This is a genomic window from Pseudomonas sp. ASL3, from assembly GCF_056680425.1.
Genome location: NZ_CM155281.1, coordinates 5,428,673 through 5,444,006, shown reverse-complemented (window position 1 = coordinate 5,444,006; position 15,334 = coordinate 5,428,673). Strand labels below are relative to the sequence as shown.

General features: G+C 61.3%; 11 protein-coding genes. 3 read left to right on the top strand and 8 right to left on the bottom strand.

Translation table 11 applies throughout. From position 1 onward, the window contains the following. The 8 genes from bcsB to AC1MEE_RS24885 form a co-directional block, all read right to left on the bottom strand. Window positions 1-2,283 carry a cellulose biosynthesis cyclic di-GMP-binding regulatory protein BcsB gene (bcsB, locus tag AC1MEE_RS24920; protein WP_480412165.1) on the bottom strand — a complete coding sequence of 761 codons (2,283 nt, stop codon included), beginning with the start codon at window positions 2,281-2,283 and terminating at the stop codon, window positions 1-3. Further along, entirely contained in the window at window positions 2,280-4,874 is a 2,595-nt protein-coding gene (bcsA, locus tag AC1MEE_RS24915; RefSeq protein ID WP_480412164.1) for a UDP-forming cellulose synthase catalytic subunit, read from the bottom strand. Before bcsA ends, bcsB begins: the two co-directional genes overlap by 4 nt. After that, on the bottom strand, window positions 4,871-5,593 hold the full coding sequence (gene bcsQ, locus AC1MEE_RS24910; protein ID WP_480412163.1) for a cellulose biosynthesis protein BcsQ: 723 nt from the start codon (window positions 5,591-5,593) through the stop codon (window positions 4,871-4,873). The genes bcsA and bcsQ overlap by 4 nt, the downstream gene beginning before the upstream one ends. After that, entirely contained in the window at window positions 5,590-5,832 is a 243-nt protein-coding gene (gene bcsR / locus AC1MEE_RS24905) for a cellulose biosynthesis protein BcsR (protein WP_480412162.1), read from the bottom strand. Before bcsR ends, bcsQ begins: the two co-directional genes overlap by 4 nt. After that, window positions 5,802-7,430 (bottom strand): cellulose biosynthesis protein BcsG, encoded by a 1,629-nt coding sequence (bcsG, locus tag AC1MEE_RS24900; RefSeq protein WP_480412161.1) that lies wholly within the window; start codon window positions 7,428-7,430, stop codon window positions 5,802-5,804. The genes bcsR and bcsG overlap by 31 nt, the downstream gene beginning before the upstream one ends. Continuing rightward, window positions 7,417-7,608: a cellulose biosynthesis protein BcsF gene (gene bcsF, locus AC1MEE_RS24895; protein WP_480412160.1), complete on the bottom strand. Its 192-nt coding sequence runs from the start codon at window positions 7,606-7,608 to the stop codon at window positions 7,417-7,419. Before bcsF ends, bcsG begins: the two co-directional genes overlap by 14 nt. Continuing rightward, the gene (gene bcsE / locus AC1MEE_RS24890) at window positions 7,605-9,146 is read right to left on the bottom strand and encodes a cellulose biosynthesis protein BcsE (protein ID WP_480412159.1); all 1,542 of its coding nucleotides are present in this window, start codon (window positions 9,144-9,146) and stop codon (window positions 7,605-7,607) included. The genes bcsF and bcsE overlap by 4 nt, the downstream gene beginning before the upstream one ends. Before the next feature lie 515 nt (window positions 9,147-9,661). Then, the gene (locus tag AC1MEE_RS24885; protein ID WP_480412158.1) at window positions 9,662-10,669 is read right to left on the bottom strand and encodes an aldo/keto reductase; all 1,008 of its coding nucleotides are present in this window, start codon (window positions 10,667-10,669) and stop codon (window positions 9,662-9,664) included. A 465-nt stretch (window positions 10,670-11,134) separates the two neighbouring features. On the opposite strand from AC1MEE_RS24885, the gene AC1MEE_RS24880 reads away from it, so the two are divergent. From AC1MEE_RS24880 to AC1MEE_RS24870, 3 genes are read left to right on the top strand one after another with little or no spacing between them, the layout of a single operon-like run. After that, entirely contained in the window at window positions 11,135-11,917 is a 783-nt protein-coding gene (locus AC1MEE_RS24880) for an efflux RND transporter periplasmic adaptor subunit (protein WP_480412157.1), read from the top strand. Further along, on the top strand, window positions 11,914-13,233 hold the full coding sequence (locus tag AC1MEE_RS24875; RefSeq protein WP_480412156.1) for an efflux RND transporter periplasmic adaptor subunit: 1,320 nt from the start codon (window positions 11,914-11,916) through the stop codon (window positions 13,231-13,233). Before AC1MEE_RS24880 ends, AC1MEE_RS24875 begins: the two co-directional genes overlap by 4 nt. Beyond that, window positions 13,234-15,330 carry a site-2 protease family protein gene (locus tag AC1MEE_RS24870; RefSeq protein WP_480412155.1) on the top strand — a complete coding sequence of 699 codons (2,097 nt, stop codon included), beginning with the start codon at window positions 13,234-13,236 and terminating at the stop codon, window positions 15,328-15,330. Window positions 15,331-15,334: the final 4 nt, after the last annotated feature.

Below are 15,334 nucleotides of genomic sequence, written 5' to 3'. Positions count from 1 at the left end.
CTACTCCTGACCAGCCAGGCGACGACGAGCGGTCCAACGTAGTGCACGCCACAGCAGGAAGGCCGTCAGCAGCACACTGATGGAGGCTATGGCCGCCAGCAGGATCGGGTGGTCGGACAATTGGTACCAAAGCAACAGCCACCACGGAAGGTGGCCGACAAAGTACTGCTGGCCCACCCAACTGCTGCTTACGCCACTGCTGCGGATCAGCGCCACGGAACCGGCAACGGCGTCTAATTTTCCCGTGTCGCCCAAGGTGTCGCGCAGCAGTTGGTAATCGGCGTCATCGCTGGCCAGCAAGGCCACAATGCTGCGCTGTTGGTGATACGGCGACTGCAAGCCGACGATGGCGGCGATCGGCGCCTTGGCGCTGACTTCGACGCGGTTGGCACCCAGGTCGCGTTCATCGTAGAACTGGCCGGCGCGGGCCGACTTACCGCTCTGCTCATTGGACGGTTTGAGTAGCCAGGCACGCGTCTTGTCCAGCACCAGATTGGCATCGGCACCATCACCCACGCCCGGTGCCATGGCGCCGAATACCAGCAGATCGACATCTGCCCTGGCGTCGTCCCAGTTGTCCGACAGCCGCAGGCCAAACGCTGGCAGGCCTGAGTGCGCAGAGATTCCAGCAATGGTCTCGAACAGAGTGCTCAGTTGTACAGGGCGGCTGTGGGCCGGGACCATCACCAGGGTTTCTGACAGGTCAGCCATGCGGCTGAATGGAAATCCGCCGCGGGCAAAGGCGCGCAGATCAGGCATGGCGATGTAGTGATAGTAGCCGGACAGGTCAATGGTCGACTCTTCATCGATCACGGCCTGGTTGTTCACCGGCAGCGAAGTCCGGCAACTGTCGCGCTGGGAACTGCCAAAGGTGCTGGCGAAGTTGAAGTCAAAATGCAGGGTGTTACGGTCGCCGATCTTCAGCGCTGGCACCAGCAGCTTGTCGCTGAGGTTAGCCGACTCGTTGGACGACACCGCCAGGCGCAGCTCCTCCAGACGGCCGTCGGTCTTGCTTTGCAGCGGCAGGCTGGTGATGAACTGGTTGTTCAGGCTGATGCTCAAGCGCGACTCGTCGTTGACCGTTGGTGGCGTATAACGGAACTTGGTTTGCAGCGGAATCCCTTGGTTACGCCAGAGGAACAGGTCAGGCGGCAGATTCACGTCCACCGTGATGGGCCGTGGCTGCAGACCGTTGGCCTGAAGCTGCTCGGGGTACTTGATCAGCTCGGCGAAGCGTACCGAGCGGTCCGTGCGCATCCAGTTTGGCGCGTCATAAGGCACCCGAGGCTTGAGCTGCTCGACCTTGTTGACGGTCACGTTCGAGCCACGAAACGCGCCTGCGCCCAAGGCCAGGGCACGGGCAGCCGCAGCCAGGTCATCGTCGTTGCGACCCAACACCAGCAACACCTTGCTGTAGGGATCCAGCGGGTTGTCGATCATCTCTACAACGGGCGCATCCACGACCGGGAACTTGTCTGTGTCAGCCAGGAAGGACGGGCGATGATCGTTGGTGGCGAAGACAATGGCCGACTTGGCGCGATGGTGTTCATCGGCGGGCGGAAGCTGGTCGAACAGAACGGGGAACTGCGCACCGCGCCAAGCGGCCTGGCTGCCGAAATAGGACGCCAGGATTCCGGCTGCACGCTGCTCGCCCAGGGTTGGCGCATCGGCGAAGACCAAATTGAGGACCGGCTTGTCCTGGCCTCGAGTATCGAAGAAAGGCATCGGGAAATAGGCCAGGTCGTTCTTGAGCGTTAGTGCCTGCTCCTGCAATTGGATCTGGCTACTGCGCCCCACGTTCAACCATAGCGTGCTGTTGGCCGGATCTTCGCAGGTTTCGGCGTAGTGGCCGACGAACTCCAGGCGTACGCGGTTGAAGTCCGAAATCAGACGTGGGTCCAGGGCTACCGATTGGTTGACCTTCTTACCCAATTGGTCCTTCTCGATCGGCACAACGCTCATCAGCACGTCGTTGAGATACACACGTAGATGCGAGATCTGTGGCAGCAGCGAAGGCGACGGTGTGTACTCCAGCTGCAGCTTCGCGTCGCTGGCGATGCGATCGCGGCGCAGGCTGAATTCGAACTGGTCGCTATTGCGGATGCCCAACAATAGGCTGTCGGCGGGACGGCCCAGCTGTTCGAAGCTGTACGCGATGCTCCAGCTCGGTACGTTGCTGACCGCGGCCGGCGCGACAGGCGCAAGTGCGGTGGCGGCCTGGGCGCAGCCGGCGGCCAGGAGCACCAGACTGGCAACAAGGGATTTGCTGAAGTAGCGGCTCATGGTGCGCTCACTGGTTGGGAATTGGGAATTGGGGCAGCCGCCGGCATGCGCGGCAGAAAACTGACCAGCCAGCGCAACATTCGCAAAGGCGGGCCGGCGATGCGGCGGATCCAGGCAGGCAGGTATTCGTAGAGGCGGTAGTAACCGGTGCCACCAAGTTTGAGAATGCCCACAAAGCTGTGCAGCGGGCGATCCGGGGTGAAATTCTCGCCCCAGTTGAGCCAGGCGTCGGCACGAGCAAACGTGCACTGCACAAAGTCGATCTTCTGTTGTGCATTGAGTCTGGTGAAGCTGATGCCGATGAAGTTCTTATGGCTGCGGCTGATGTAGCCCGGGAACAGAAATTCACGAGTGCCGCGCTGCATTATCAGCGAGATGGTCCCGCCCACTGCCAGCGACAGCGAGGTGTCGAGCTGGATGCCTGTGCCTCCGTCGGAATAGTCCTGCACCATGCCTGGGTAAGAGTGACCACTCTCAAGGCGCACTGCAGCGGGCAACTTGACCTGTACGCGGTGGGTCTGGCGAACCTGGCGCGCTTCAGCGGCGACCGCCACGGCGCCCCCTATAATCAGCAGGTTGTAGGCTACCCAGAGAATGCCCACCAAAACGGTGATGATCTCGTTGCTGGGCCCGTAGATCAGACGCCAGATGGCAAAACCCAGGCCGGCAATGTTCAGCAACGCCAGCAGCAAGTACGGCTGGGCGATTGTCCAGTCAAACTGGTTGTGATCCATCAGGCCGCCCTTGACGGTGACGTTGAACTTGCCCTTCTTGGGATTGAACAGGGCCACGGTGGTGGGGCGCGCGATATACCAGGCCAGCACGGTCTCGTACACCTCACCCCAGAAAGTCCGACGATAGGCGCCCTGCATCCGCGAGTTGGTGAGGTTTGCGTGGATCATGTGCGGCAGCACGTACAGCAGGATCATCAGCGCCGGAGCGTAGATGATGTAGGCATGCAGGAACAAAAACGCCAGCGGCGCCAGCAGAAACACCAGGCGCGGCAGGCCGGCCAAAAAGTGCAGCATCGCGTTGGCGTAGCAAAGGCGCTGGAAGAAGTTCAGGCCTTTTCCGAGCAAGGGGTTGTCGGTGCGGAAGATCTGCACCATGCCACGGGCCCAGCGAATGCGTTGGCCGATGTGCGCTGACAGGCTCTCGGTTGCCAGGCCGGCCGCTTGCGGCACCTTGATATAGGCCGAATTCCAGCCGTTGCGGTGCAGGCGTAGTGCCGTGTGGGCGTCTTCGGTAACAGTCTCGACGGCAAAGCCGCCGATCGCGTCCAGCGCGGTGCGCCGCAGCACCGCGCATGAGCCGCAGAAAAACGCCGCGTTCCACATGTCGTTGCCGTCCTGAATCAACCCGTAGAACAGCTCGCCTTCGTTGGGGTGCTCGCGGAACACATTGAGGTTGCGCTCGAAGGGGTCCGGTGACAGGAAATGGTGCGGGGTCTGCACCAGCGCCAGTTTCGGATCACGCAAAAAGCCCCCGGTGGTCATTTGCAGAAATGAGCGCACAGGTATGTGGTCACAGTCGAAAATGGCGACCAGTTCGCTGTTCAGCTGCTTCAACGCGTGGTTGAGGTTGCCGGCCTTGGCGTGACGATTGTCGCTGCGAGTGATGTAGCCCACTCCTACTTCAGCGGCGAACTGGCGGAAACTCTCGCGTTTGCCGTCGTCGAGAATGTAGATGTTCAGCTTGTCGGCCGGCCAATCGATGCCCATGGCCGCGTACACGGTACCCCGCACGATTGACAGGTCTTCGTTGTAGGTCGGGATCAACAGGTCGACGCTGGGCCACAGGCGCGTGTCGCGCGGCAGCGGCGCCGGTTTGCGGTCCAAGGGCCAGCAAGTCTGGATGTACCCCAGGATCAGCACCACCCAATAATAAGTTTCGGCCACCAGCAGGATCATCCCGAAAGCCAGGTCCAGGGGCTGGTTCCAGTTCAGGGTCGAGGTGTAGCGCCACCACAGGTAACGGCACGAGACGATGATCGACAACACCACCATCAGCAACGTCGGAAAGCGTCCCGGAACCCGCCGCACCAGTATGGCCAGGCCCCACAGCAGCAAGGTGAACACCAGTTGGGCGACGTAGCCGAAGGGCTCGGTGATGCACAACAACGTAAAAATGAAGGCGACGACACCGATGGCCGCGTTGACCAACCGTTGGTTGCGACGGCCCAGGCCTTTCCACCAATGGAGGCTCTGGCGAATCGGCTGGCTGGTCTGGGCGTGCAGCGGCAATTCTCCCAGCGCCTTGCCAATCCGCGTCCACAGCCGCAGGTACAGCGCCCCGACGGCGTTGAGCCACGCGGGGGTCGCCAGCGTCCACTCCCGCGGCTTGGCCGGGCGAACTAGCAGCAGCCAGAGGCTTTGCACCGCATAGCGCAACGGGTCGCCCAGGCTTGGTGCCTTGTTGGTCAGTTGCGGATACCAACGCTTTGGCTGATCGAGCACATCGCGCCAGTTCGGTGACTCCAGGCGCAACAGCAGCCACGCCAGGGCGCTCATTGTCGCCAGCATCAGCGCAACTGACGGCGCACAGTCATAGCGCCGACGCAGGTGCGCATAAGGGAAAACGCGGGCGATCATACCGCCTCCACGCGTCGGGTCAGGCACCAGGTGGCCAGGCTCAACACATCCTGGGCAGCCAGGCTGGCTTTGGCATAAGCTCCCACCGGCTTCTTGAACGCCAAGGCTTCGCGCATGGCTTCATCCTGATGCACGCTGAGCGGCAACAGGCGGGCACCATATTGTTTACGCCAGATCAGCAACAGGTCGCGCTGCAATTGGCTGACCGGGTCGAAGCGGTTGATCAGCAGATGCTCGCTGGGGGCTTCTTCCTGCTGCAACAGCACATGGCAGGCGGCATCCGCCTCGACAATCTGCAGGCGCAACGCACAGGGCCCGACACGAGCATGACCGGGTAATCGCAAGGGCACATCGAACAGGATCCAGTCAAAGTGTTCGGCAAGGCTGGCCTGTCGGCGGCGCCACAGCTTCGGCTCCTTGAGCAGGTGTTGCTCGATTTGATCCTGCTCTTCCAGTTTCAGGCGGCCATAAGGCAGCACGCTCAATCCCGGCTCCACGGTCCAGGCCTGGGTGTTCCAGCCCTCACCGTCGATCATGGCGCGCGCCCAGCCGCTGGGTTCGCTGACGCTGACGCTGAAGTGCAGGCGAAGCAGGTTCTCCGGGCACATGTCGACCAGCAGCACGCGCTCGCCAAGACTATGCAATGCATGGCCCGTGGCCGCTAGCAGCGAGCTGGTGCCGACGCCGCCGCGCAGACCACGCAGACTAAGCGCGGTCACGACAGCGTCTCCAGGTCGGACTTATACATCAGCGGCAGGACCGCCGACTGCAGACGCTCCATCTCCGCCAGCAGCGGCCAGCGATGTAGGGCCTTTTGTAATTCGATCTGCGCAGAAATGTCCACGTAGTCCAGTCCGGGCAGCTCAAGCTCCAGTTTCAGGCGGGCGATGTCATCGGCACGATCCGCACGCGACTGCACCCTGGCCTTCACTTGAAGCGCTGTGGGTAGGGCAGCCATCCTGCTTTCTCCTTGATTCGGATGTAAGGTTTTCCGGCGTAGTCAACGACCACAGTGCCAGCGTTTTCGGAGACTGCCGCCGTCTGCGGCAGGTCGTTCAGCAGGGCCGGCCAGCTGGGACCCTGGCCATCCGCCTGGGGTTGGGCGCTGTACAGGCGACTGATGATTTCCGATAAGGCCAGGAAACTGCTCGGCGCGGTGATGTGCAGTGGTGCGGTACCGGGGTTGCGACCCATACCCACCAGCTTGATGCCAACCGGTACGTGGGTGATGGACTGGCTCGGTATCTCGCGCATGCCGTCTATCTGCATGCGGTCGCCATGCAGCGCCGCGCCATGCTCCGGCACAATCACCACCACCACCCGACGGCCACTGAGCTCCAGTTGTTTAATGAAGCCATTGAGGTCATCGATCAGCCCCTGGGCACGCGGTTTGTAATCACTGCTCTTGGTGCCGCCATCGCCGGTCAACGCACGGTTGCCGTCATGCAGCGTGGTGGTGTTGTAGAACAGCGCCACGCGATCGTTCTTTTCTTCTTCGCGGTGCTTCCACCAGGTGTCCAATACCTGAGCATCGCGCAGGATTGGCGAACCGTCGAAGCCCACCAGTGCACGCGGCAATTTACTGGTACTGACGGCGGGGCCCGGCAACGAACCCTGGGCGCGGACTTCGTCAAGGAAGCCTTCGAACTGCCCGGTGTGGTTGAGCATCACTTCGCTGGCAAAGCCCAGCTTGCTCAAATCGTCCATCAACATGCACTGCTCCGGGGCGGTGCCGTAGAGCTTGCTGTGCGGAACCTGCCCACAACTGGCGCGCAACAGGCGGATGGCCGCCGGGCCGCTGTAGGAAGTGGCCGAGTTGAAGCTGTCGAAAATCACGTCCATCTGCTGGAACAGCGTGTTATCGCGCAGGCCCACGGCGTCCAGATCATCCCAGGCCATGGAACAGATATTGATCAGCAACAGATCGAAAGGCTGCACGGCAGAAGTCGCAGGCTTGAACTCCACCTGACGCCCGGCCTCGGTGCTATAGAACTTCTGCAGGTAGGCTTCCAGTGTCGCGTTGTCCGGGGCGGCCGTGTTCACCGCAGCCATGGAGGCGCCACTGGCCGACGCCGCGGCCGGCTCGCCGCTGGTGTGCAGGGACAGCACATTGGCGCTGATCAGCCAGGCCAAACCCAACACACTCAGGGTGGTCAGGCGCAGCCAGTGACGGACGAAGGCATAGACCACCACCAGCACAGCCAGCAGCGCACACAGGTTCCAGTCGATGAAACGACCAGCCAGCTCGACCGCGTATGCGCCGGTGAAACTCAGCACGCCAGGCTGGGCCAGCAGGCGGCTGAAGGGGGGCAGCCAGGTGTCCTGGTAAAACAGCGCAACGCCCACTGGGATCGCAATGACTGTGCGCAGTATGCGCAGGTAACGATGCGGCAACGGCAGCAGCAACGCTGCAGCGAACACCAGGTTGGGCAATACCTGCAGGTTCAGGTAGCCAGCCCACAGCAGTACGAACTTGAGAATGAAATACAGATTCCAGTGACCCAGGCCCGGCCAGACGCGCACTGACGTCGGGTTAATGACTTCATACTGGCTCATGGGGTTCGCTCTGGGCAGTGGCGCGACGACGCACGCCACGAGACTTCAGGTAACGCGGGGGCAAGAGGCCCTGCACAACGGCCAGCAAATGGCGACCAAACTTGGTCAACGCCACGATCAGTGCCAGGGTCAGCAGACTGCTGAGGCCAATCACCTGGATCAGCTCGGAATAACTCATGAACAGGGATCCATAATCGGTAGTGTGGTGCGTTGAGGCGAATAGGCGCCGCGCCCAGCGGCTTCGGCGGAGCTACCGGCCGTGCGTTCTTCTGCCAGAAGGAACGTGGGAGGCAGCAAGGCTGCCGTGAGGAAGTCCTCGCGCGACAACGCGTCAACGCCGGGGAGAATCTGGAAGTCGCTGAACAGATCGCGCCAGGCCAGCCGGCAGATATTCCCCAATGCGGGTTCCAGTCCGTCCGCGCGACAGGCAAACAGGAACAGATAAAAGGCACCGTTGACCACGCAGGCGACGTCACCGAAACGACGCAAGCCGATTTGATTCAAGTACTGCTCGATTTCCAGGCCGCCGCGCGGTATCAGTTTGAGCAGCTGGTGGCTGATCTCGCCAGAGGCGCCGCTGTAGACGCGCTCCACCGTACTGATGAATTCCCGGGGCGTTAACAGCCCGCGCTCGGCGGGCGGCCGCAGGCGTTCGAATAGTGATTGGAAGTCGGTGGTGCGGCTCCGACGCCAGGTCTGGCCTTGGGCACTGTCGATCATGCTGAAGAAGTGCGCCAGCGTAGTCCCATAGGGCACGGTGATGTTGGCACCGCAGGAAACCAGGAGACGCTCGTCCCGATAACGCAGGCAGGGCTCCATCTCGCGTACGATGATCTTCAGCGCGATGCCGCAGCGCTCGCGCAGGGCGTAAATCTGACGGGCCAACTCTTCAATCTGTAGGTTGCTGTCGATGGCAACGATGATGCTGGCAGCACGAGCGCGGGTGGCTTGTTGAAGCAAGTCCTCGCGGCTCTCGAACAGCCTCCACTGATCCGACAACGGCGGCGAGCCTTCAAGCACTGAACGCTGGGTCAGGTAGATGCGCTGGTCATCGGTGTGGGTCAGTTGCACACTGGCCTGCTCATTGACCGATAGCGCAAAACCGTCCACCCGCAACTCTAGCTCGAACTCCTGACCGCTACACACGCCCAGTTCGCTGTGCCAGTAGTGCAATTGATAGCGAATACCACCATCACGGCGATAAAGCTGAGCGAGCCCAGAGATCGTCTCGTTGAGCCGCAACAAACGGTCATGCAGTTGAGGCGTCTGGCCATGGCTGATCACCAACAGGGTGCATTGGCGTCGGCCCAGCCATTGCCTCAGGGACAGGCAGCAATGCCGTAGCTCTGGCGCAACGTCGCTTTGCCATGCGCTGTCCGGCAGCATCAGCACAATGGTACTGCCGGCAACCGGAGCAGCACGGGTCAGCTCGCCGCTCAGCGATTTGAGGGTCAGGCCGATGTCGGCTGTCTTGATGTCGAACAGCTTCAGCTGACCAGGACCGGTATCTGCCGCCAGCTTCTGGGCCAGGTCCTGACTTGAATGCCCGCAGCACACCAACGTCGCTCGCGCATTGGCCGGCATCGCTGCCAGGCACTGTACCGCCAGCGCGGCAGAATCGCTCGCCTGATCCACAGCCACCCAATAAAGCCCGCCGTCGCGCAACAACATCTGCTCATCACGCAGATGGCGGATGGCTAAGGTGACCTGACTCAAATGTAGTTCCCTTCGCTTTGAACCGGATGCGGCGCGGCCAGCGCCTCCTCTCCGGTACAGCTTTGCAAGGGAGTCATTTTTCTGACGACTATTACAAGCGCTCCGAACCACGCTCAGTGTCAGACTTAGTCAGCAAAAATAGGATGTCGCATTTCCAAGCAACCCCCTGTGATGCTGAGGGTGTCAGCTGTCAAAGCAATATAGAGCGACTGGAAAAAGATGAGGCATCACATTCTCCGACGATCACCATTTCCGGACTCTCTTATACCTCGGCGATGGCGCGCAATTATTATGATGCCGGACTGCCAGTGTCAATAAGTCGTAACAAACGAGGTCAAATATTGCGAAAAAACGGTGACACTTAATATGTCGCCATTTTATTGGCGCTTAAAAATCATCTCAGCTACCTGCTGAAGCCGATCCTTCGGGCTCGGGCCGAGGCGATGCACGAGCGATAGTCAGCCATTCGCAGCGGGACGCGTAGTTGCAAGCCTGCGAATAGCGGTGTTGGACTATTAGCGCGCCAGCCGCCCTGACACAAAATGCGCCACGTCGTTATAGCCCGGTGTCGATGCGTGTCCCGGAGTCACCAACGAATCGATAAATGCCTCATCTTCGGCGGTGATTTTCACGTCCATGGCCTTGATGTAGCCGTCCCACTGCTCCTCAGTGCGCGGGCCGACGATGGCGGAGGTAACGGCCTGGTTGTTCAACACCCAGGCGATCGCGAATTCGACGATGCCGACGCCTTTGGCTTGGGTGTACTCCTGAATCTTCTGCGCAATGCGCAGGGATTCGACTCGCCATTCGGTTTCCAGAATACGTTTGTCCTGACGTCCGGCGCGGCTGTTGCTGGCGGGGGTGACGTCGGGTGCGTATTTGCCACTGAGTACGCCACGCGCCAGCGGGCTATAAGGCACCACGCCCAAACCCTGGAAGGCAGCGGCGTTGATTTGCTCGATCTCGGCCTGACGGTTGGTGATGTTGTACAGCGGCTGGCTGATCACCGGTTTGTCCACTCCCAGACGCTGGGCGACATTGCAGATTTCAGCGATGCGCCAGCCGCGATAGTTGGACAGGCCCCAATAGCGGATCTTGCCCTCGCGCAGCAAATCGCCGATGGCAGACACGGTCACTTCCAGCGGCGTGTCGTGGTCTTCGCGGTGCAGGTAATAGATGTCCACGTAATCGGTGCTGAGCCGAGTCAGGCTGGCGTCGATCGCGTTGAAGATATGTTTGCGGCTCAGTCCGCTGGAGTTAGGCGAACCACCGGCGGGACCATAACCCACCTTGGTCGCCAGGACCCAGTCATCGCGCCGTGATGCGATGGCTTCGCCGACGATTTCTTCGGAGCGTCCGGCGCCGTACACATCCGCCGTGTCGATGAAATTGATGCCCTGATCCCAAGCCTTGTCGATGATACGCAGGGACTCTTCGGTACTGGTCTGCTCGCCGAACATCATGGAGCCGAGAGTCAAAGTAGAGATACGCAGGCCGGATTGGCCCAGAATGCGATAAGTCATGCTCGATATCCTTTTCAATGAGTGGAAGGGAAAGACACAACAATCAGTAGCAACTCTTCATGGCTACCGTCCTCAATCCCTCGGGCTTTGTCAAACATATCCCTCGGTCTCCTGTACAGGCTGTGTGAAAACCCCAACAGAAAACTGAACTGCATGTTCGTACGTCAATTCTGAAATAGATCGGCTGTTGGACAGACCTGAATTTCACGTAGGAACGCGATTTTCAGGTCAGTTTTTAATCAGTTAATCGGTCGCGGAGGTTTTCACACAGCCTGTGTAGGAGCTGACTTGTCTGCGATAAGGGCCGAAGGACCTTCCGACGATGGTGGATTCACCATTTTTGCCAGCGCTTCGCACTGGATCGCAGACAAGTCAGCTCCTACAGGGTTTATGACAGTTGATTGGCGACCTTGACGACCGCCGCCGCTACCGTAGACTGCGGCCATCACGTCGGGAGATATGGATATGCGCCACTTGTGGTATTGGGCTTATGGATTTGCCTGTCTTGCAGGTTTGGCACATGCGGACACTTCTCAACCGACCGATCCATTGCTGGACAGCGCCCCCCCAAGCGCGCAAACCGCGACCACCAGCGAAGCTCGCGGCGTGTTGCGGGCGCGTGATCAGGCAATGCTCGCCAGCGAGCTGTCCGGACGAATCGTCGACATGCCGTTCAGCGAAGGCGAGTCCTTCAACAAGGGCGATGCCCTGGCGCGTTTCGACTGTTCCGCGTATCAGGCCCAGCTCAATGCCGCGCAGGCAGGCAGTCGTGGTGCCGACGAAGAGCTGGCGCACAATAAGCAACTGGCCTCGCTCAACTCCGTTGGTCGTTTCGAAGTGGCGCGGGCCGAAGCCAAATTGGCCGAGACCCAGGCCCAAGCGCAGGTCTATCAGGTTCAGGTCAAACGCTGCAGCGTGATTGCGCCGTATGACGGTCAAGTCGTGCAACGTAAGGCGCAGCGTTACGAAAGCGTCTCGGCAGGCGCGCCGCTGATGGAGATCGTCGACAACCGCACCCTGGAAATCCATCTGTTGGTGCCGTCGCGCTGGATGTCGCGGCTCAAGCCTGGACAAACCTTCAGCTTTACTCCCGATGAAACCGGCCAGCCGCTGACCGCGACAGTCAAACGCTTGGGCGCGCGCATTGATGAGGGCAGCCAGACACTGTTGCTGGTTGCCTCGTTGACCGATGCCAAGGGCCTGTTGGCGGGCATGAGCGGTACCGCGCATTTGGCGCCCGCCAAGTGACAGCGGCAGCACCGGGCGTCGCCGAACGGGTTTTCGCGCAATTTCTCGATCTGGAGCGCCAGACCCGCGCCGCTAAAGACATCGACCAATTGGCTTATAGCCTGGTCAATGACGGCCAGGCGCTGTTCGGTTTTCGTCACACGGCGCTGCTGATCGCCGGCAAGGTGCGTGCAGTGACCGGGGTCAGCATGGTCGAGCCCAATGCGCCCTTTGTCGCATTCGTCGAGCATGCCGTGGCCGACATGTTCAAAAAAAACCAGCTGAACCAGCCAGGCACTGTCGCCATCGAGCAACTGGGTGTGCAGGATCGGGCGGACGTGCAGACGCTGTCGGTGACGCAAGTGTTCTGGCTGCCGCTGCTCGATCGCAAGGGCCTGGTGTTTGGCGGGCTGTGGTTGGCGCGGGAGCACGCCTGGACGCAGCCCGAGCAAATGCTCCTGGCGCGGCTGGGTGATACGTACAGTCACGCCTGGCTGGCTTTGCAGCCGCGCAAACCGTGGCGTTTGCGCTGGTCAGGGAAAAAACCGCTGCTGCTGGTGGGCGCGTTGCTGCTGTGCCTGCTGATCCCGGTACGCCAATCGGTGCTGGCGCCGGCTGAAGTGGTGCCGCTGGATGGCCGGGTGGTCGCTGCGCCGCTGGACGGGGTGATCGCCGAGTTTCTGGTCAAACCCAATCAACCGGTAAAAACCGGCGATCTGCTGCTGCGCTTCGAAAGCACCACGCTCAAGGCGCAGGCAGACGTTGCTCAACGCGCGCTGGGTGTGGCCGAAGCAGAACTCAAGGCCAACGCGCAACGGGCGTTCACCGATGCCGAATCCAGTTCGCGCATCGATCTGCTGGCGGCGCGTGCCGAACAGAAACGCGCAGAACGTGATTACGCCCGTGAGTTGCTCAAGCGCAGCGAAGTGCGCGCCGAACGCGACGGTATTGCGGTGTTCGCCGACGCTGAGCGCTGGACCGGCAAACCGGTGCAGACGGGCGAGCGCCTGTTGGATATCGCCGACCCCGCCCAAGCCGAACTGCGCATCGAGTTGGCGGTTGGCGACGCCATCGCGCTTGAGCCGGGCGCACAAGTAGCGCTTTTTCTCGACAGCGATCCTTTGCATCGCTATGTGGCGACCCTGGAGCGGGCCGCCTATGAAGCGCAACCCACCGCCGCCGGGCAGCTTGCTTATCGGTTGGACGCGAGCTTCAGCGACACGCCACCGCGCATCGGTTTGCGCGGCACCGCCAAGCTGTTCGGCGAGCGTGCCCCCGTGGGACTCTATCTGTTGCGCCGACCATTGGCGGCGCTGCGTCAGAGCGTAGGCCTGTAGATGAACTTGCCTGCGCTACGCGCGGATTTGCAGCTATCGGCAGCCGCCCCGGCGCTGGATGGCTCACCACGCTGGACCTTGGCCGACCCCGTGCGTGGGCGTTATTTCAAACTGGGCGCGGCGGCGATCCGCTTGCTGCGTCATTGGCCGTTGGGCGACGCCGAGAAAGTCCTGAACGCCGCCAATCAGGAGCCCGGTCTGCCGCTGGCGAGCCATGAGCTGGAAGAGCTGCTGGGCTTTCTGCGCGCTCATGACCTGATTGCCGCGCTGGATCAGGAACAGCGCGACAGCTACGCGCGCAAGGCCGCAGCCCAACGTCAGGGCCTCTGGCAAATGCTGCTGCATCAATACCTGTTCTTCCGCATCCCGCTATGGCGTCCGGATGCCTTTCTCAATCGTGTCTGGCCGTGGCTGGAGCGTTATGGCTCGCGCCTGCTGCGTTACGGATTGCCCCTCACCCTGGGAACTGGTGTGTTTCTGGTGGCGCGTGATTGGGAGCGCTTTCTCTCGACTTTCCCGCATCTGTTCAGTCTCGGCGGCGCGATGGCATTTGGTATCGCTCTGTTTTTCGCCAAGCTGTGCCATGAATTCGGCCATGCGTTCATGGCCAAGCGCGCCGGGTGTCGGGTGCAAAGCATGGGCGTGGCATTCATGGTTTTGCTGCCGCTGTTCTATACCGATGTCAGCGATGCCTGGCGGGTCAACGACCGTCGCTCGCGGCTGTTGATTGGCGCCGGCGGTGTGCTCGCTGAATTGCTACTGGCGTGTATTGCCTTGCTGGTCTGGTCGCTGCTGCCGGATGGCCCGGCGCGCACCGCCGCGTTCATGCTGGCCAGTGCGACCTGGCTGACCACGCTGGCGGTGAACCTCAACCCGTTCATGCGTTTCGATGGTTATTTTTTGCTCAGCGATCTGTGGCAAGTGGATAACCTGCAAGGCCGCGCGTTTGCCCTGTGTCGCTGGCGCCTGCGCGAAACGCTGTTTGGTTATGGGCAACCGGCACCGGAGCCGTGGTCGCCGGCCATGCAACGGCGGCTGTTGTGGTGGGGGTACTGCTCCTGGCTGTGGCGCGCGGCGTTGTTCTTTGGCATCGCGTTGGCGGTCTATCAGCTGTTTTTCAAGCTGCTCGGCATCTTCCTGATGATGGTCGAGCTGGTGTGGTTCATCTTCCTGCCGATCTGGAAAGAAATGCACGTCTGGTGGAAAAATCGCGAACAGGCCCAAAACGTCAGGGCCGTACTCAGTCTGCTGGGTTTGCTGGCGGTGATTGCCATGCTGGTGCTGCCGTGGCGCAGCAGTGTCGAGCTGCCGGCGATGCTTGAAGCCGGGCGTGTCAGCGCCCTGTATGCCCCGGTTGCCGGACGGGTCAAACAGGTGAACGTCAAGGACGGTGAGCGCGTCGAGGCCGAGGCGATTCTGATCGAACTGGAATCGCCGGACCTGGACTCACGCCAGACCATCGTGCGCCGGGAAATAGACATTCTTCAGCTGCAAATGCGGCGTCAGGCCGGACGCAGCGAAACAGCGGCCGACGCCGGTATTCTTGAACAGCGGTTGGCCGAAGCAGTGGCCGAATATCGCGGACTGGTGGCCCAGCGCGAGCGCCTGCTGGTGCGGGCGCCACAGGCGGGGCAGGTGCGCGATCTGCTGCCGGAGTTGAGCGTGGGGCGCTGGGTATCGACCAAGGAGCCGCTGGCGCGGGTGGTGGAAGACGGCGTCCGTTTGCGCGGTTATCTGGCCGAGGAAGCGCTGTGGCGAGTGGCGCCGGGTACTGACGGGCGTTTTATCGCCGACGACCCGATGCGCCCGGCCATCCCCGTGGAGCTGCTGGAAGTGGACGCCAACGGCGTGAATTACCTGGACCTGGAAGCGCTGGCTTCCGATCACCATGGGCCGATCGCCGTGCGCCGCGGTGAAAACCACCGCGCCGAGCCGGTGCAGGCGCAGTACGGTGCACGCTTGAAAGTTCTTGAAAGCATGCCGACACCGAACCAGCCTTTGCGCGGTCTGGTGGTGTTGCAAGGCCAGAGTGAGTCGCTGCTGGGCAATGGCTGGCGCCGACTGGCAGCGTTGGGTGTGCGGGAAAGTGGCTTTTAATTTT